Origin of the sequence: Argonema antarcticum A004/B2, assembly GCF_023333585.1 — a bacterium.
Classification (GTDB): domain Bacteria; phylum Cyanobacteriota; class Cyanobacteriia; order Cyanobacteriales; family Aerosakkonemataceae; genus Argonema; species Argonema antarcticum.
On record NZ_JAIQZN010000122.1, the window covers coordinates 1 to 19,420 of the forward strand.

Annotated in this window: 15 protein-coding genes and 1 pseudogene; 4 read left to right on the top strand and 12 right to left on the bottom strand. The window is 43.2% G+C overall.

Annotated features, from left to right (window positions below; all coding sequences use genetic code 11):
- Nucleotides 1-532: 532 nt before the first annotated feature.
- The 5 genes from LAY57_RS31370 to LAY57_RS31390 form a co-directional block, all read right to left on the bottom strand.
- The gene (locus LAY57_RS31370) at nt 533-1,270 is read right to left on the bottom strand and encodes a DUF7873 family protein (RefSeq protein ID WP_249071112.1); all 738 of its coding nucleotides are present in this window, start codon (nt 1,268-1,270) and stop codon (nt 533-535) included.
- A gap of 170 nt (nt 1,271-1,440) precedes the next feature.
- Complete coding sequence (locus LAY57_RS31375) at nt 1,441-1,896, bottom strand: DUF29 domain-containing protein (protein WP_249071113.1); 456 nt, start codon at nt 1,894-1,896, stop codon at nt 1,441-1,443.
- Nucleotides 1,897-2,032: 136 nt separating this feature from the next.
- Nucleotides 2,033-2,785, bottom strand: a complete 753-nt coding sequence (locus tag LAY57_RS31380) for a nucleotidyltransferase domain-containing protein (protein WP_249071114.1) — start codon at nt 2,783-2,785, stop codon at nt 2,033-2,035.
- A complete protein-coding gene (locus LAY57_RS31385; RefSeq protein WP_249071115.1) occupies nt 2,782-3,159 on the bottom strand; it encodes a DUF6717 family protein in 378 nt (125 codons plus the stop codon). Before LAY57_RS31385 ends, LAY57_RS31380 begins: the two co-directional genes overlap by 4 nt.
- Nucleotides 3,160-3,220: 61 nt before the next feature.
- Nucleotides 3,221-3,577, bottom strand: coding sequence for a hypothetical protein (locus tag LAY57_RS31390; RefSeq protein WP_249071116.1), 357 nt, complete (start codon nt 3,575-3,577; stop codon nt 3,221-3,223).
- Between the two features lie 76 nt (nt 3,578-3,653).
- Here LAY57_RS31390 and egtC point away from each other — a divergent pair, with 76 nt between their 5' ends.
- Nucleotides 3,654-4,436, top strand: coding sequence for an ergothioneine biosynthesis protein EgtC (gene egtC, locus LAY57_RS31395; RefSeq protein ID WP_249071117.1), 783 nt, complete (start codon nt 3,654-3,656; stop codon nt 4,434-4,436).
- Nucleotides 4,417-5,730, top strand: coding sequence for an ergothioneine biosynthesis protein EgtB (egtB, locus tag LAY57_RS31400; RefSeq protein WP_420839163.1), 1,314 nt, complete (start codon nt 4,417-4,419; stop codon nt 5,728-5,730). Before egtC ends, egtB begins: the two co-directional genes overlap by 20 nt.
- Here egtB and LAY57_RS31405 read toward each other — a convergent pair.
- The 3 genes from LAY57_RS31405 to LAY57_RS31415 all read right to left on the bottom strand — a co-directional run bounded on the left by LAY57_RS31405 (nt 5,727) and on the right by LAY57_RS31415 (nt 13,105).
- A complete protein-coding gene (locus LAY57_RS31405; protein ID WP_249071118.1) occupies nt 5,727-7,145 on the bottom strand; it encodes an adenylate/guanylate cyclase domain-containing protein in 1,419 nt (472 codons plus the stop codon). The genes egtB and LAY57_RS31405 overlap by 4 nt on opposite strands.
- Before the next feature lie 88 nt (nt 7,146-7,233).
- Entirely contained in the window at nt 7,234-12,618 is a 5,385-nt protein-coding gene (locus LAY57_RS31410) for a trifunctional serine/threonine-protein kinase/ATP-binding protein/sensor histidine kinase (protein ID WP_249071119.1), read from the bottom strand.
- Nucleotides 12,619-12,949: 331 nt separating this feature from the next.
- Complete coding sequence (locus tag LAY57_RS31415; protein ID WP_249071120.1) at nt 12,950-13,105, bottom strand: hypothetical protein; 156 nt, start codon at nt 13,103-13,105, stop codon at nt 12,950-12,952.
- Between LAY57_RS31415 and egtD the strand changes: the two genes are divergently transcribed.
- Nucleotides 13,098-14,144, top strand: a complete 1,047-nt coding sequence (egtD, locus tag LAY57_RS31420; protein ID WP_249071121.1) for an L-histidine N(alpha)-methyltransferase — start codon at nt 13,098-13,100, stop codon at nt 14,142-14,144. The two genes, LAY57_RS31415 and egtD, sit on opposite strands and share 8 nt — an antisense overlap.
- A gap of 326 nt (nt 14,145-14,470) precedes the next feature.
- Here egtD and LAY57_RS31425 read toward each other — a convergent pair whose 3' ends face one another.
- The 3 genes and pseudogenes from LAY57_RS31425 to LAY57_RS31435 all read right to left on the bottom strand — a co-directional run bounded on the left by LAY57_RS31425 (nt 14,471) and on the right by LAY57_RS31435 (nt 18,258).
- Entirely contained in the window at nt 14,471-14,707 is a 237-nt protein-coding gene (locus LAY57_RS31425) for a HAMP domain-containing protein (RefSeq protein ID WP_249071122.1), read from the bottom strand.
- A 120-nt stretch (nt 14,708-14,827) separates the two neighbouring features.
- Nucleotides 14,828-15,733 (bottom strand): annotated as a pseudogene (locus LAY57_RS31430) (dihydropteroate synthase); the annotation flags it as partial.
- A 395-nt stretch (nt 15,734-16,128) separates the two neighbouring features.
- The gene (locus LAY57_RS31435) at nt 16,129-18,258 is read right to left on the bottom strand and encodes a methyl-accepting chemotaxis protein (protein WP_249071123.1); all 2,130 of its coding nucleotides are present in this window, start codon (nt 18,256-18,258) and stop codon (nt 16,129-16,131) included.
- Between the two features lie 234 nt (nt 18,259-18,492).
- Here LAY57_RS31435 and LAY57_RS31440 point away from each other — a divergent pair, with 234 nt between their 5' ends.
- Entirely contained in the window at nt 18,493-18,639 is a 147-nt protein-coding gene (locus tag LAY57_RS31440; protein WP_249071124.1) for a hypothetical protein, read from the top strand.
- On the opposite strand, the gene LAY57_RS31445 is transcribed toward LAY57_RS31440, so the two are convergent.
- A complete protein-coding gene (locus LAY57_RS31445) occupies nt 18,629-19,237 on the bottom strand; it encodes a hypothetical protein (RefSeq protein WP_249071125.1) in 609 nt (202 codons plus the stop codon). The genes LAY57_RS31440 and LAY57_RS31445 overlap by 11 nt on opposite strands.
- Nucleotides 19,238-19,420 lie beyond the last annotated feature (183 nt).

The window sequence follows — 19,420 nt, forward strand, 5'->3', positions numbered from 1 at the left end:
TCTGTGTTCATCTGTGTTCATCTGTCTACCCTACGGGAAGGCGAAGCGCCTACATCTGTGGTAAAAATTTAACCCTCAATGACAACAGACGATTTCTCGCATCACGCTTACGCTACCGATGCAACCGGGCATGATATCAGACAATAATTAACGCATGAAACCCAGGGAAATTGCCAATCCCTGGGTCTCGGTTTACCGCCCATTTGCACACGCCTTGCTTTTAAGTCAAGGGTTCAAGCTTTACATCGTCGTGTTCTACCTTTGAACTACCGGCCCATGTGGGCGGGCCAGGTTGGAAATGAGCCAACATCCGACGATACTAGACCCCAGACATTCGCTTTGGCGATCGGCGGTGAATGCTGAGTTTGGAGTAATAACTTGATTTTGACTGAGCGGTTAAGCTACAGAATAGCAGCTTAATCGTCGTTTAAATTAAAGTTTTAGTCTGAGTTTGTACTCCGATTATTAATATAACTCAAATCTTGGCATAATGCAAGCAAAAAAGGTGGGAATTTCCCACCTTTCTAACTTATTAGGTATTTCCAAAAATATATTGGAAGAATCTCTCACCGATCTGCTGCTGTTCGACTTCAGAATTGTTTGCTTCCTCGCGGGCAAACTTAACAGCTTGGCTTAACCGCTCAATGCGATCGAGCAATTCGTTAATCCGCGTAGCTGGTAAAGCCCCAGAAAACTTCACCGTCCGCCAATATCCTACGGTGACATCTTCGTAATAAACGTCTACCTGAGCGGGATGTTTGTCAGTAGCTTCAGCCTTAACGTGATTGCGCGGGATTTTCTTGGTTTTGAGAGTCTGGATCGGTTCAGTTGCCCAGCAGTCTGCCGAAGGATCGAATGTCCAAGTCTCGGACGTTTCTAGAACAGGCAGCTTTTTGATGAATGCCTGCAAGTCTACCAATTGCTTCTCCAGAAATAGCAAGTAGGAAACTGGCACCTGAGTCAACAAGGTTTGTCCATCGACAACCACATCTGCACGCGCACGGCAATTTGTCCAATCTTTGCTGGCTGTCACGTCAAACAGCTTGGTTAAAATCTCAACCGTTTGGCGGATAATGTCTTCTGCCTTCACCTGCACTTTGTTGGACTCTGGTGGCAGTTGTTCGCCCTCCTCATCCTTGGGGCGGTAGTTTCGGGCAATTCCGGCAAGCAGCGCTGGCTTCTGAAGCGTTTTTTGTACTTCCGCCAGTTCTTGAAATGACTTGCTTTTGATGCCTTTCTCGATCGCAATAATCTGATTCAGGCGTGCCATTAATGCCGCCTCCTTATTTTCTCAATAAATTTGTAATACTTGTAGTATAGGTATCTTTAGCGGATATGTCTAGTTTTTAGCCAAATCTCTAAGGTAAAAGGGAGTTGGACTGCCCTACTTTTGGTCTGGCGTGCGATCGCCAGCTATATATTGAGCAGCCCGATCGTTTCTTATACTACATCAGGAGCGATCGCTTCTGGCAAGTATTCGATGTCGAGAGTTTCTTCAACTGTAAAAGGCGACTGGTTTGGAAAAGTGGTAAAAGGCAACCCAGTTTCAACACCGACTCTAAGCACCGCCTCACCATAGCACTCCTCAAAAATCTGTTCTAGATAAGGTTTCAAACTAGGGCTTTCCTTCAGTTGTTTTTTTATTCTTAGCCGATGCTCAATGATTGACGAAAGCCAACTATTGCTTCGGTGTGTTGGTTGGTATTTGTACTTAAGCAAATGGAGTAAGACGATGGTTAAGTTACTCTCAAGCGATCGTCTCTCACTCCTTCCCATATCCTTAATTTCCTCCACTAAATTACGTATATCTATCTCGTTCCACCGATCTTCATCTAACTGGTTAGATGTTTGCTCCAACCACAAGTAATAATCCTGTTCGTAAAGAGTTTCATTCATAAACTTAGCTCCTATTCATTTGGCAAATTCTTCATATCCCAGGACTAGGATAGGATTTCAGTCCACTTAAGTGGACTTTCGCTATTAGCCAGGGATTTAAATCCCTGGCGGGCAAGTGGTCTGGCGTGCGATCGCGCTAACCAACAGACCCCATTCTCAACCGTACCAGCAACTCATTCAACTCCGCCTTAGCAGAAGGCGCTTCCGGTAATATACTACTCTGAAAAGCAGCTTCCAACTCACCCCGCAAACGCTCAAATTCTACCTGATGAAATGCTATATCAGCATCTTCCAAAACAGATTTTTCTACTCCCTCTAACTTTCGGGCAATCAAATCGGCAATGTAAGGCAATTTGAAGCTTTCATTCAATAGCACTAAGTTAGCTTCTAAAACCCCTGTTTGCATCAGATAAATACCAGTCAACAAGACTCGGTAGATATAAAGCAGCGGTTTAACTCTTCTGTCTTTTTCAAACAATCTCCATTGCGTTTCAGCAAATCCGAAATAGTGGTGAACGTGATGGCGCGTGATGCAACCTTTGGCAATAACTTTTAATTCCTCATGTTCTGGCGTAGTGCGAACAATCAAAGGCGAATACAACTGCTCTAAAACATAACCATTCTTTTTGAGCAGCAACGAAAAGAACTTTTTGATGTCGTGAGTTACCAGGTCAATTTCCAGTTTGTTGCGAAATACCGAAACTTCGATAGTTTCACGTCCTGGATCTAATCCAACTACTTCTGACCCCGGCAAAATGTGAGAACCGCGCAAGTCAAAATCAGAGTCTGGTGAGGGAAAACCATACAAATGCGCCCCGCTAATTGTAGCGAACAAAAGCGGGTATGGCTGTTCTGAAATTACGGGGAGTAGCTGCTGCTCAATATTCATAATTTATTGGGTATGGCAGATAATGAAGAATGCAGCTTTTCAGCTTTGCAGTATATTTTTCTGGGCGGTTCGCTGAAATACTTGAACAATGCTGGACATAACCACCCTTCCATATTTTTTGGGGGCCAGCGATACCAGTTACCGCCGTACTCTTCTCTCAACCAAACCAGTTCGGCTTGATATCCTGGAAAAGGGTTTACGGAAAACAAAAGTTTGAAACCTTTATCCGCAGTCGGAATATCTTGAACGAGAATATCGATCATTTCGGGTATACCGCTGACAAATGGTTCCCGTACAAGTCCAACTCCTTCATCGTCAAATACCCAGGTATGTTCGTATCGATATGGGAAAATCACCATCATTGCGTTAGACATCAATCAATTGTACCTCCTCATTAAGGTTGTCATAATTTATTGGGTACTGCCTACATTACTATTAGCGCCTGCTTGTGCCAAAATTTCGAGATTTATTCGAGCCATTTTTATCGACACTACCAGGCGAATTGTTACGCATTTCTAGCGGCGATAATTGCTCTTGTATCCGCACGTCATCCCTCTTAAGGATAGGTTCTTCAGAAGAAAGGCGTCTGTCTTGTAGAATTTGAACTTCTCTCTCAAACTGCCGCCTTCCTTCCCTGAAGAAGTCTTCAGAACTCGACCGAAATAAACCATTTGTACCTCGCTGAGGAATGTCGATCGCACGCGCCTGTACACTAGCTAACAAAACTATCGGAAACGCCAACACTGTAGCTGTAGCGACGCTGCCACATATCTTATTCAGAGTTATTTTCATCTTCCTTACCATAAAAATAACAGAGTGTCAATTCTATTATATGCGCTAAAATAATATCTTTCTAAATTACCTCAGTATGTGCCGATTACTTGGCTATCTCGGCCCACCCATCCTACTTGATTATATTCTGTCCAAACCAGAACATTCGCTGATTGAACAGAGTTACCAACCACGGGAGATGACCTCTGGGTTGCTCAACGCCGATGGCTTTGGTATTGGTTGGTATCACCCGCAGCGAGACACCGACCCCTTCATCTACAAAAATACGCTGCCCATCTGGAGCGATATTAACCTGCCCAATCTCAGCCGCTATATCGAGTCAGGCTGTATACTCGCCAATGTCCGCAGCGCTACTTCCGGTCAAGCGGTAGATTTGAGCAACTGTCAACCTTTTCGTTACGGACATTTGTTATTCACTCACAACGGCTTCATCCAAAATTTTCGGCAGACATTATATAGACCTATACGTAACCGACTAAGCAATGAAGTTTACCAAGGTATTGACGGTTCTACAGATTCAGAACACATTTTTGCTCTGTTAATTAATGAGTTAACGGTTAACCCAGATATTACTTTAGAAAAGGCATTGCAAAACTCGTTAATAACCTTGGCTGAATTAGCACAATTTCATGAAATTAATGTCTCTGCCAACATCATTGTTACAGATGGACGCCGCCTGGTTTCCTCTCGCTTTTCCACCCAGAAGCCTGCACCCTCACTGTATTGGCTGCGAGACGATCCAACTTTTCCAGAGGCAGTAATTATTGCTTCCGAACCTTTATTCGCTGGCAATTGGAGCGCTTTTCCTGAAAATAGCATTATTAGTGTGGGAGAAGATCTTGATATCCAAATCTCTTAGTTTTCAAACAACTCAGCCCAGCACAACAGACGAACGGCGACAGCAGATTAAAGAGTGGATGCAGCTTTGCCGTGCTGGTACTTTAGCTATATTTCAAGGCGTTGATTACAATACCTTTTGCCATCAACCTCATCCTGAATTTAGCCCTGTTGGTTGGCATTTAGGTCACATTGCTTACACAGAGTCGCTCTGGCTGCTGGAGCGTTGTGCTGGCAAATCATCTCTGTTTAAACAATACCACAGCTTATTTGCAGCTGATGGCTTACCGAAGGGAAAACGGGTTCATTTACCGACGCTGCCAGAAGTTATTTGCTACTTAGATACTGTGAGAAAACAGGTTTTTGATTACCTGGAAGTAGCACCTTTAGATGAGCAAGAACGTCTCTGGCGATTTATGATTCAGCATGAAAGTCAACATAGCGAAATAATATCGTTTCTATTGCAATTGGAAAATTGGTCATTAATCATTAGTCAATCGTCATTAGTCAGTTGTGAAGAAGAAATGACAACTGACAAAGGACAACAAATAATTGAAATTCCGGCGGGTGAGTTTGTGATGGGGAATGACTCGATCGATGCTTTGGACAACGAACGCCCAGCACATCGGGTTTATTTGGATACCTATTGGATCGATCGCTACCCGGTAACTTGCGGAGATTACCGCAAATTCATGCAAGCAGGAGGCTACCAGAACCCCGAATGGTGGTCGCTTGCTGGGTGGGAGTGGCTGCAAGCAAACCCAATTACTCAGCCGCTTTATTGGTTAGAAGATTCAGCGTGGGATAATCATCCAGTTTGCGGCGTTAGCTGGTACGAAGCAGACGCATATACTCGATTTGTGGGTAAAAGATTGCCAACAGAGGCAGAGTGGGAAAAAGCAGCTAGCTGGGATGCAGCAGCTGGGGTATTTTGCACATATCCTTGGGGAGAAGAAGAACCAAATACGCATTTATGTAATTACAATTATGTACAGAAGCAACAAACAAATTCCCAAATCCAAAATCGAACCACGGCGGTAAATGCTTACCCAGCTGCTAAAAGTGCTTACGGTTTGGAGGATGCTTTGGGCAATGTTTGGGAGTGGACGGCTTCTTGGTTTGACGGTTACGAAGGGTTTGAATACTATCCCTATCGCGGTTATTCCCAAGTTTATTTTGATGGGCAGCATCGGGTGCTAAAAGGCGGCAGTTGGGCAACTCGTCCTTGGGCTTTGCGCTGTAGTTTTCGTAATTGGTATCATCCTGGTGTGCGTCAAATTTTGGCAGGATTTCGCTGTGCCAGTTTTTCGCCCTAAATTTCCATTTCTGACCACGTTGGCGGTAGCCCAGTTATTGACGACATCTGACAGCGTTTCCAGTAAAGACGGGCGGCATTATCTTGCTCATTCATTTGCAAAACGCGATCGAACAGTTGCTGTGCTTGAGCATATTCCTGCTGGTAATAGAGAACGATCGCTTGTTCAAAATCGGTTTTGGTTTGCGTTTTGAGAGATGCGATCGACTCAGGCTCAGCCTCGTAAATTTCAAATACACTCACAGCAGCCTGCTTCCCTTTTACTTTAACGCGATCGAGAAACCTATATTTGTACTGTTCGGAGTTATCCAACTGAGAAAGGATTTCTTTGGTAATTACAATACCCGCACCATAAAATTTCGTTAAGCCTTCCATACGAGATGCCAAATTCACTGCATCTGAAATCACCGTGCTTTCCATCCGTTCCAACTCGCCAATAGTGCCCAGCATCAAACTACCAGTGTGCAAGCCAATACCGATAGTGATGGGCGCAAAACCACTGTTTTGTCGATGTAAATTATACAACACGACCTGTTTTTGCATTTCGATCGCTGCTTTAACTGCATCATCAGCTGTATGGGGAAATAACGCCATGATGCCATCGCCAATATATTTATCAATAAAGCCGTTGTGCTGACGGATGACTGGGCCAACTCGACTCAAGTATTCGTTGATAAAATCAAAATTTTCCTTGGGAGAAAGGCTCTCCGACATACTCGTAAAGGAGCGAATATCGGCAAACATAATCGTCATTTCTGCCTGCACGGAATCGCCCAGTCTGGCATCAACAATACTTTCTTTTTGCAGAAATTTCAAAAATTCACGCGGGACAAAACGGGCGGAAGCCGCTGCAATTCTTTCCAGTTCTTTTTTGCTAGTTTCAATTGTTATCAGAGCGCGAAACGCTCTTAAAGCTGTCACCACTGTTGTAAATAGCTTTTGCGTGGTCAGTTCAGTTTTAGTTTTATAGTCATTAATATCATAGTCAACAATCACCAGATTTTCTGGCACTACTCCCGGCTGTCCTGTACGTAAAATGATTCGTACCAACTTATTGCCTAACACATCGCGAATATATTTAACTACCTCCAAGCCGGTCTCATCATTTTCCATTACTACATCTAGCAAAATTATAGCCGTATCGGCGTGCGCTTCGATTAATTCTTTAGCTTCTTTGCCCGAACAAGCGCTAATAAAGGTTAAGGATTTACCCTCAAATATAAAATCATCCAACGCTAGTTTGGTGACATTGTGAATTTCGATTTCATCGTCTACAATTAAAACTTTCCAACTTGACTCTATCGGTGAATCTTTCGATTCTCGATCGTTGGGTAATAGTCGTTCATCGTCTTCTTCAGCAAAAATTAATTCGTCATCTTCCTCAGCCAAAAATGGTTCTTCATTTCCTTCTGACATATTTGATTCTCCTTGATTATTCTTAAGTTTAACATTTTTTCACCGATCGATGACGACACAGATATACACGGATGCACTGATATAGCTATTAATCATGACTAATTTGAATTGGTAGTTGCATAATAAACGTAGTTCCCATCTCCAGTTGGCTTTCACATTTGATAGTGCCATTGAGTTTTTGGGTGACCAGGTTGTAAAGAATATGTAAGCCCAATCCACTACCACCCTGACCGCGTTTAGTAGTAAAAAATGGCTCAAATATCTTGCTTAAATTTTCTGGTGGGATGCCTTTACCATCATCAGTATATTTAAATATAATATTTTCTCCATCTGGTTCTATATTAAAAACTATACGTCCAGAGTCTTCCGATTCATAAGCATGGATGAGAGAGTTCATCACCAGATTGGTCACAATCTGAGATAAGGCACCAGGATAACTGTCTAGGGTGAGATTTTCATCGCAATTAATTTCGACTTTATGTTTAGTTGTTTTGAGTTTTGCTCTTAAAGAAAGCATAATCTCCTCAAGATACTCTTTTAATTTAAAGATGCGTCTAAATTCGTTAGATTGATCGACTGCCACCTGTTTGAAACTGTGGATCAGTTCTGCTGCCCGATTGAGGTTAGCTAAAATCATACTACTACTTTGCATAGCGGTATCCAGAAATTTTTCTAACTCAGAGCGTTTCATGTTACCGGCTTTGTAGGTTTCAAAAAACGCTGTGGTTTTTTGAGCTAAGAGAGAGGCAGCTGTGACGCCGACGCCGATAGGAGTGTTGATTTCATGGGCAACGCCAGCAACCAATCCTCCCAAGGCAGCCATTTTTTCAGATTCGACCAGTTTGGTTTGCGTGGCTTTGAGGTTTTCTAGGGTTTGTGAAAGTTCCTGGGTACGGGAGTCTACTAATTGCTCTAGGTTTTGATTAAAACGCTGTAAGTTGTTGTAAAGTTGAGCATTTTCAATCGAGATGGCAACCTGAGACGATAATAGTTTTAATAACTCTAGCCTATCTTGGGTAAATGCACCTGCGGTTAGGTTATTTTCTAGGTATAAAATTCCAGTTAATTTGCCTTTATGAAGTAAGGGAGTGCAGAGAATAGATTTGGGTTGAACGGCGATAATATAAGGGTCGCCAGTAAATTGTCCATCATGGGCTGCATCATTTAAGATCACATTTTCCTGGGTACGGGCAACATAGTTAATGATGGCGGCTGGCAGGATGGGTATCTGACTGGAAGTATCTACAGAGTCTACCGGAACGGATTGCTGTACGGTGACATCATGAGAATCTACGACACCTTCAGCTTCGATTACCCAGTTATCCTCTTTCTCTAGAATCAGAAAGCCTTTTTGAGCGCCAGCGTTTTCAATCGCAATTGTCATTAACTTAGCCAGTAACTTATCGATAAGGATTTCACCTGCTAGGGTTTGGGATGCTTTCATAACTGTCGTCAAGTCTAGGACACCTGCATTATCGCTACTGGTTGAAGAAGTCGTGCTAGTAATCATCTGAAGTCCTGTTGTAATCTGGATAGATTCTTTAGACAGCAGCTGAGGATATTTTTCTTCTAAATCTTCCACTTTGCGTTTTGCGCCCCAACTTTGGTAGCCATAGTGGGCTTCTTTCATATAAGATTTAGCAATTTTCTCTTTACCTTTAGACAACCAAAATTTTGCGGCTAGTTCATTTGCTAATGCTTGATTTTGAAAAAACTCAGTTTCTCTAGCTAATTGAATTGCGCGATCGTACAAGTCTATTACTTCTAAATATTTACCTGCGATCGCACTTAATTCTCCTTCGACTAAAAGATACTTATGCAAAAAATTTTCAGGGCAATTATCTGCCCATATTTTCATCTGATTTTGGTTTGTCTTTAATTGATGCAAATATTTTTCTTGCAGTTTTTCTGAAACAGTAGGATAAAGTCCCAAAAGAATGAGTGAGTAATAAAAATTAAGCTCGGCAACGGCGAAGGTATTGATTATAGAAAGGAGTAGCTTTTCAGCTTCCAAAACGCACAGGAGTGCTTGATCGTAGTGACCGTAGAGATAGAGAACCTGGCTTTTCAAAATATAATATAGAACTAACGAATACAAGTTTTGATGATAATAACAGTTGGCAAAATATTGTGATTCGCTCATTTCCTTTAATTTAAAAATAGTTTTATCTGAGGTAATTCCCATTAAATTAATAACTGTCATTTGCAAAGCCAATATCGAATCTGTTGACATCTTGTTTTGGGTTTTTATACAAAAATGCAAAGCGATTGAAATTTCGGCTAATATATCTTCAAGATTTTTGCCTTGATAGAATAGATTAAATACTTGCTGGAAAAGTGTGTATCCAGTAAAGTGCATTTCCCCGGCTTTTAAACCTGCTTGATACCCATCATTGTTGATGGGATGAGCGTGCTTTATATGCTTCACCCAAGGAAGTATAAGATTGGCAAAATCACAAGAAGCTATACATTTCTGAGCGAGATCGTTGAACTTATCGCTGACTTTCAAGGCTAGCTGACCAAACTCATAGCCAGATTGATAATTACCTTCAATATCACCAAGGATAATTCCATAGCTAGTATAGGCGTGCGGTGAGTCGGGAGTATGACCGTATTTAAAAAATAAATTAACTGTTTTAACAACCATCGATAGCCACAAATTTTGATCGAAAAAATAGGCGGGTGCCATCATGCTATTTAACAATTTTATAGCCATCTTTTTTGTGGGAATAGTCATTTCTGGCGCATCAACTAAGCTGTATATTTCGCGATTTCCAAAATTTTTCTTTGCTTCAGATAGTTCGACATAAATTGCGGTCTGTAACTTTTCTTCAGGTAGATGGATATCTAGCAGCTTCAGACCCTTTCGACCGGCTTGGATCGCCTCTGCATATTTGGTCTGCATGGTATATTGTACGATTGATATATTGTACATTTCTGCCTTATGCAAGGGTGATTTAGCTTGTGCCAAGGTCAGATAAATCAATGATTCCGATTGCTTGAAATTACCGTTAAAATACTCTAATTCTGCGCGTTCTTTATGCAGATGAAAAGCCAAGTCATAGTATTTTTCCCAGATATCTCCGGTTAAAATTTTCATGCCAATTGTAAAATATTCGTTGGCGGCAGCATAAGCCGTTGCGTCTTTAGCTTTTTTTCCGGCTGACAAGTTCAATTTTGCTAATTCGACTCGTTCTTCTTCTTGGTCAATTAATTCCCAACCTAGATTCAGATGATTAACAATATCAAATATTTTTTCTGTACGTGCTGAGGTGGGTGTATTACTTGATAGCAGCCGACCAATTTGCAGGTGAACAGCTTTTTTCTGGGATTCTGGAATTAAGGCATAAGCGGCTTGCTGCACTCGATCGTGCAAAAATTTGTATTTAACTGTCAGTTGTTCGGTTTGGCGATCGCTGACAATCAAAGCAATTTTATAGTCATCGTCGATCGGCCAAATAAAACCTGCCTGAAGCGCTTCCCAAAGCTCAGCAGCGGTTGAAAAAGGAGATTTTTCATTGATAATCGAGAGAAATCCTAAATCAAATTGATTGCCAATACAAGCAGCCAGTTTTAATACGTTCTGCGTACTATCCGATAGTTTCTGGATTTGGTCTACCATTAGTTCGATGACATTTTCGGTGATTTCCATACCTTGAAGAAGCTTGATATCCCACTCCCAGTTTCCTATGTTGAAATTGAAGGTAAGCAGGTTGTCTGAGTGGAGAGAGTTGAGTAACTGGGTTAAAAAGAAGGGATTACCATTGGTTTTATTCAGCAATAATTCCGCTAAAGCTTGTCCGCGATCGATGTCGCAACTGAGGGTGTCGATAATTATTTTTTGGACATTATTAATATTTAAAGCTTTGAGGAAAATAGTATTAACTACACCACCCTTTTTGCGAATCTTATCTAATGTCAATATCAGAGGATGAGTTGCATCTACTTCATTATCTCGATAAGCCCCAATTAACAACAGATATTGGCTGTCAGGGTCGGTCATTAGCAGTGTAATCAACTTCAGGGATGCCAAATCCGCCCACTGTAAATCATCAAGAAATATCGCTATCGGGTGTTCTTTTTGAGTAAAAACATGAATAAAATTTTGAACAACCAAACGGAACCGATTTTGTGACTCGCTTAGCCCTAATTGTGGTAAAGGTGGCTGTTTACCGATAATCAGTTCCACTGCTGGAATAACATCAATAATCATTTGAGCGTTAGGGCCAAGGGCATCTAAAAGTTTCTGTTTCCAAAGTTGGATTTGTACTTCGCTTTCGGTTAAAATTTGCCGCATCAAACTCTGAAAAGCTTCTATTAGAGAAGAATAAGGAATATTTCGTTTAAACTGGTCGAATTTGCCGTCTATAAAATAACCCCGCCGCCCGATAATTGGTTTGTGTATTTCATGTATCAAGGCTGATTTGCCGATGCCTGAATAACCGGCAACCAGGATCATTTCTGTGCTTCCTGCTGCAACGCGATTCTCCTGGGGAGACGCTACGCGATTCTCCTGGGGAGACGCTACGCGAACGAAAGCATCCATGAGAATAGCTACTTCTGACTCGCGGCCATAAAGTTTTTGGGGAATTGTTAGTTGACCGGATTTATCAAAACTAGCGATCGAAAAATCTGAAATATTGCCAGTATTTTCTAGCTGCGTTAGACAGGTTTCCAGATCTGCTTTTAATCCAAAAGCACTTTGATATCTATCTTCAGGAGTTTTGGATAATAACTTTATGACAATATCAGACACTGATGAGGGAATTTCTGGATTAACCTGATGGGGAGATATTGGCTGTTTGGCGATATGGGAGTGAACCAATTCCATCGGGTCGTTGGTTGGGAAAGGTAGCTGACTTGTCAGCATTTCATAAAAGGTGACGCCCAAGGAATAAAAATCGGTACGATAATCGATCGTTCGATTCATTCGACCTGTTTGTTCGGGCGACATATAGGCGAGGGTGCCTTTTAGTAAATGGGGATTGCTGACGATCGGGTTTTCTCTTGAGAGTTGGGAGGCGAGGGCAAAGTCAGTAATTTTTACCTCGCCTGTGTCTGGATTGAAGATGATGTTACTGGGTTTAATGTCTTTGTGAATGATGTGATTTCGATGCAACTGTGCTAAAGTTTCTGCTAGCTGAATGGCAATCCGCAGAAAGTTGGTTAAATCGAGTTGGTGAGAAGTGATAATTTCTTTGAGTGAAGTGCCGCCGAAATCTTCTAAGACTAATACGGGGACGCGATCGCAAGTTTCTAATCCTAAAACTTTGACTATTCCTGGGTTATCCAAATTTTGGATTATTTCGTATTCGTGTCTGAGTCGAAGGATTTCGGCTGGCGTGGGATATTCAACAGTAATAGTTTTGAGGATAACGTTTTTTTCAGGCTCTAGCAGTTTGGCTCGATAAATGACTGTCTGAGAGTTTCTGTAAATTTCGGCGGTGATTTGGTAGCCAGGGAGTGAGAGCATTATGATGTTACAGAGTGGGAGTGTATGCCTATCGATCGTAGAATTAATTTCCAATCGAAGCAGTACCGATCGGAATTATTAAAACTTTGCTTTTTTGTTTAGGCTGACAGCTTTTTCGGCTTTGGGCTGATTGTTACTGTCTTAGCATAACTAACTACGTTAACCTCAGTTTAGCTAATTTGCCTATCCCAGGACTGATGCAAATTTAATCCAAACGAGATGCCTGGGGATGAGTCTGTTACTAGGGTGGGTATTGGGGGTTTTACTTTTTATATGGGCCTTCGGATGAGATCGGCACCCTTTTAGTGGGAAAATGCGGAACGAACAAACATCAGCGCGAAACTTCTTGCTTAGGCGTGATTTTATTCTGTACTGCTTTGTGTTTCACTTGCTGAGTCCATTTGAGTAAACCATTCTTAGTTGGTGTAGCTCTAGCGGACTGTTCCGATCGCAATTGCTGCCAGACAAACGGAGGTTGAATGTCCATTTTTCAGACTGTAAGCGGCAAGGCTGCTTCTCAATACACGATCGCAAACCGCTTGCAAATACAGCATCTACTCAATCCTAAAGCGCTTTCACAAGATCGACAGATTGACGGTGGCGATGTGGTTAAGGGGTTAAGTCAAACTCCGAAATCCCTACCGCCGCGCTATTTCTACGACGATCGCGGTTCGGAGCTGTTTGAGCAAATCTGCGAGTTACCGGAATATTATCTGACGCGCACGGAAACAGCTATTTTGCAAGGATGTGCTGCTGAAATTGCGCGGCTAACTGGTGCGTGTGAAGTTGTGGAATTGGGTAGCGGTAGCTCAACTAAAACCCGGATTCTGCTGGATGCTTATAGCGAACTAGAGTATCCCCTGTGCTATGTTCCGATTGATGTGAGCGCTGGGATTCTGGAAAGCAGTGCTAGGGAATTGCTGGCAGATTATCCATCGCTTGCGGTTCGCGCTTTGGTTAGCACTTACGAATTGGCGCTGAAAGGTTTGGCACCGTCTCGCTTACCGGCGCGGATGATTTGTTTTTTGGGCAGTACGCTGGGTAATCTGGATCGTCAGGAGTGCGATCGCTTTTTCTGGCAAATTACTGACGCTCTCAATCTGGGCGAGTATTTCTTGCTGGGAATAGATTTACAAAAGTCGCCCCATCTGTTAGAGGCTGCCTATAACGATCGCCTTGGCGTTACAGCTGCTTTTAATTTGAATATGCTGGAGCATCTGAACTGGCGTTTTGATGGGGATTTCGATCCGACGCTGTTTGAACACTGGGCTTTTTACAACAAATCTCAGTGCCAAATTGAGATGCACTTGCGGAGTATGCGATCGCAAACTGTGCAATTACGCGCTCTCGACTTAACTGTTGAGTTTGAGGAAAACGAAACAATTTTGACGGAAATCTCCCGCAAATTCGACCTCAATCTCGTGCAGCAAGAACTGCGGACACATGGTTTAGTGCCGCTTCAGGTTTGGACTGACCCAAATCAGTGGTTTGGTGTCTTACTTTGTCAGATGCAAAAAAGTTGCTGATTAGTTCATTGTTCATGGTTCATTGTTCATTGGTAATTTGATGAATAATGAACCATAGCTAAAATGGTTGCTGTATGAGGCATTTCCGATGCCATATTCCCAATCTTCAGGTACAGAAGTAAGGGCGAAGCATTCCGGGAGATAACTTATCGGTTATATGCAGAGGTTAATTACCGGAATGCTTCGCCCCTACACCCCTACTTAAAATGTACTCCATTACAGCGGGAACTGCTATATAAGAGGCAATCAAAATGACTGTTGCTCAAATTGAACATAAAAAAGGGAAAAAGAAGTCAGTCGCCCAGAACTTGTGGTTTTTGCATTGGTTAATGGCTTACTACATCGGTGCGATCGATATCAACGGTTTGCTTCCATTCCCCTTTAGCAATGTTTTTTGCTGCCAAATTTAGCTGAAGAATTGGCTGTGTCACCCAGCGGGCGGTAAGAATGCCAATAATAATTGCCAAAATTAAGGCGGCAATACTCAACTGGATGGTGGTGCTGGTGTTGGCGTTCAGACAAGCAAATAGACCTTTACCTCGGCAGAATCCAGAGAGATCCAAAGCGCATAGGTTAGACTGTGCTTACTTCAACTATCTAGTTGAACAAATCTTAAATCCACAAGCAGAAAGTATTCGTCTGATTCGAGGTGTATTCGTGGAGGGTGAGCGCATTTTTCCTAATTCTGCACCTACTTGCATTGCTTCATGCAAAAACATGGAATTCAGCACTATTCTCGCGGCTGGATTTAAGCCGAAAGAAACATTAGAAACACCAAGAATAACATGACTTCCTGGTAATTCTTTACGGATGCGACGGATAGATTCAATTGTGGCTTTCCCGTTGGCGCGATCTTCTTCGATACCTGTAGAAATTGGTAATGCTAAAGTATCGAAAAAGATTTCTTGGGGTGCGATACCATATTCTACAGCTTGACGATAAGCGCGTTGGGCAATTTGAAATTTCTTCTCTGCTGTTCGCGCCATTCCATCTTCATCGATCGTACCAATTACTACACCAGCACCATACTTTTTAGCTATTTCCAAAACCTTGAAGAAACGTTCTTCACCATCTTCATAGTTGGTCGAGTTAAGTATACACTTACCTCCGGCCACTTTCAGACCCGCTTCCATTTTTTCCCATTCTGTCGAGTCCAGCATCAAGGGCAATGTCACATTTGTTACCACCCGTGACACCAATTCCCTCATATCCCGCACCCCGTCTCGTCCCACATAATCCACGTTCACATCGAGGACATGAGCCCCTTCGCGCACTTGGGATTTCGCCAAAGATACCAATCCATCCCAATCTTCGGCGTTCAGCAAGTCGCGGCACTTCTTGGAACCGCTGGCGTTTAGCCGTTCCCCTACAATCAAGAATGAGTTATCCTGTTCGTAGGGCTGTGCAGTATAAATTGATGCTGCGGATGGTTCGTAGCTGGGATGCCGTTCTTTCGGTTTGAGAGTTTTGCCAATTTCTGCTAATGCTTCAATGTGGTCAGGACGAGTACCGCAACAACCGCCAATCACTTGCACGCCCCAATCTTCGACAAATTTGGTCAGACGACCTTCAGTTAATTTAAAATTGCTATATAAAAACAATTATTAATTTATCTTTGGCTTGAAAATTTTCAAACCCCATCGATTTACCGAAACAATAAGTATTTATCCATTGATATCGCTAGAAGTTTCCTGTGAGTATTATATCTCCTTCTTTTGATAGAGCCAAGCATTCCTTCTAGTGGTAGATATCCTCGACGTAAATCTAACTCTAAAGTAAAACTCAAAGGTGATTAGCACTTTGTGTTTGGCTCATTACTGGGTTTAGTGGCGTCGATGGTTGGTGCATCTATCGGAACTCGTAACCATAATCGTACTTATCCATAAAAGATTGAGCGAATCATAGTTGTTGTCTTTAGCACCTTGAAAAAGGTGCTTTTTTATTAGTTTTGAGTAAACGAAAAAATCACGCTGCGCTAATAGCTTCATGCCACCGAACTGGAGATGATTCCCTGTAGGACTTGGGTGGTATCATTCAATTGGTCAAGAACCCGGTTAGTCTCCTGTAGAGATTCTACAGTTTGCTGGGATGCTTGGCTTAATTGCGCGATCGCACTACTGATTTGCCTAGCACCCTCAAATTGGTCTTCCATGCTGTGACTCACAATCTCAAATTGGGGTGTAAGACTCTGCACTTGTTCTATAGCTGATGCGATTTGCCCACTGATGCGACCAACCTGTTCTATATGGTTGCTTACCTGGAAGCTGAACTTATCCATTTCCATCACACCACTGGCAACAGAAGATTGTATCTCTTGAACCATCTGTTCGATTTCCTGGGCAGCTTGAGCCGCCTTATCCGCTAGCCACCGGACTTCTCTAGCGACGACGGCGAAACCTGCCCCATACTCTCCTGCCTTCTCAGCTTCAATGGAGGCATTGAGTGAGAGTAAATTTGTCTGATCCGCCACTTTCGTAATCGCGGTCACCACGCTATTGATGTTATTGGCTTTTTCATTCATCACCCCCAGCCTGGAGGAAATGGAGGTTGTGGCAGTTGCCAACTGATCCATCGTACTTGCCATTTCCTGGAGGTTGGCTTGACTGTTACTGGTGGCTTCGGCTGTGGCTTGGGCTTGTTGAGTAATAGTTTCCATCCTTTTAACTAATTCCCCAGAGGTGGCAGCAATAGAAATTGCCGTAGCGTTCACTTCGTTTGTGGAAGCGGCTTGCTGTATGACGGTGGCTTCTAATTGCTTGCCAGAAACTGCAATTTGGGTAGTGGATGCGGTAACTTTCATCCCCACTTGATTGGCTTGGGCAATGACGGAATTGAGTTTGTCAAAGGAGTTTTTCAGTTGCCCTGCCATATCGTTGAAGGAGTTTGCTAGTTGTTCGAGTTCAATAATCTGGCTGGGTTCAACATTCTGGTTGAAATTGCTGCTTGCCATGTCTTGTGAGGCTTTGGCAATTTGCTTCAGGGGACGAGTAATCCAGTTGGCAGTGAGAATTGCTACGACGATCGCCACAACCAATCCCAGCAAACACAACAGGATTGTGATGCGGGTATTGGCATTAATTTGCTCCATGAAATCTGCTTCTGGCACGACGACCACAATCAACCAATCAATCCCTCTACCATCACTTAACGGTAAAACCTGCACGAACTGCCGTTCCCCTTGCAACAAATAGTCTAACTGCTGCGCTCGCTCAATTCGCTCAAATTTGCCAAACTGTTGCTGCAAATAGCGAGCGGTTTCTCGCACCAAGGGTGTCTTGCTTTCGGTGGCGACAAGGAGCTTGGCATTTTCACCCTCTCCGACTTTGAGTGGTTCATCCGTTGAACTAGAAAGTACGAAACCGGAGCGATCGATCAAAAATGCCTGTCCTGTCTTACTAATAGACAAACTTGCCAAAAATTTCCTTAAATCCTCTAAAAGAACAACATCCGTCGCACAAACTCCCACAACTTTGCCCGATGAGTCATAAACTGGTTCGCTGGCGGTAATGGTGGGGAGTCCACTGGCAAAATCCAGGTACACTTCGCTCCAAATCCCTCGCTTTGCCTTTACCGCAGCAATATACCAGGGGCGTTTCCGGGGATCGTAAGGTTTGAGCTTTTGCAAGAGTCGTTGCCGATTCCCCTGAATATCCATTGCATAAAAGTAAAAATTGTAGTTTGTTTCCGCATTGCTCACCGACATAGCAATGGTTGAGGATGCCTGATATAACAAGCGATAAGCGCCCAGATATTGTCCTTGCGAGTCCCCACAGTAAGCTGAATATACAAAGGGGGAAATCTCTACCTGGGTGAGAAATTGCTTAGCATTGCTGGCCTTAACCATGTCAAAACTACCCTCAGAAAACCTGACCGCATTCAATCGGTTGAAATCGTGAGGACTACCCAAATATGTCCGAAGTTCTGCTCCAATTCGGGCGGTGACTTCACTCCGCAATTGTCTTGCCAGATCGTTGACGGCTTTTTGACCATTCTGGAATGAGAGATAGCCAACCAATCCAACTGTTCCCACAATTTGCAGGACGAATGGCACCACGAGGGTGGTGCGAAGGCGGAATTTGAGCAACGTGGGGGCAGCTTCTTTTGAGGAAACCATCGTTAAACACACTCCCAGCAAACAGTTTACAGTTGAGCAGACACAAGCGATCGCACTTGGAGATTCACCATTGAGCCATTCTGGCTCTCTCGTACAAAGGCGTGATAACTTTAGCTAATCTATTTGTAGGATGGGTGGTGTATCTCGGAGAAATACAATCACAATGCCACGCGGCTTGATCTGATTCCCTGTAGGACTTGGGTGGTATCATTCAATTGGTCAAGAACCCGGTTAGTGTCCTATAGAGATTCTACAGTTTGCTGGGATGCGTCGCTTAATTGTGCGATCGCACTCCACGCGATCGACCAATGGAAATACTTACGGGCGCAAGTGCGTCGTTTTTATACAGCGGTTAAGCCGAACACTGAAACTAACAAATAGGCCGATTTCCGGGATTCACCGCATGGATATACTCGCTACCGGAAGTTGGCCAGCCTCGTTTGTAAACAGCTTCCTCTGGCTTTCCCCATCCCATCTGCAAAATTATTTCCAAGAAATCGGACTTCTCAAACTTGCACAAACCAGCCCATTCTGTTTTATAAGAAATTCTCAGCACATCAGCAGGTGCGATCGCACGAAAGTCTTTGCCATTATTTACACTCAAGTATAAATCCATACCTGCCGTCACTTCATGCCAGAATGCCAGTAGGTCAGCTTTCGCAGCTTTCAGTGTCTCCATATCGCTGGGTAAAGCAATCAGCTCGGCATCTACTTCTGGGATTCGCAGAGTCTTGCCTTTGAGAGCAATTTGCCGCCAGACAATGCCAGAAACTTGGTTTTCCCTCTGATAGCGGTGAATGGTGGCTTTAAAGTCTTGATAAGCCGTAAATTTTTGCACGCCGTCGCTTTTGATAAACTTGTCAATTAAAGGATTGCCAGAAGCTTTAGCCGTTAAATTAAGACGCTGACCAGTCAGACAAGCTTGGCGCTCGTGTGCCAAAATTTCGATCAGTTCCTCGGTGGTGTGGACTTTTGTCATGAGAAACACCATCTGGGACAGTTACGCGAACATTACTTTATAGGATAATTGTGAATTTTGTTGGCGATCGCACATACAGCAAAGTGCTGAGTGGGGAGTGCTGAGTGCTGAGTGGGAGAGTGGGGGAGTGGGGAAGTGGGAGAGTGGGGGAGTGGGGAAGTGGGAGAGTGGGAGAGTGGGAGA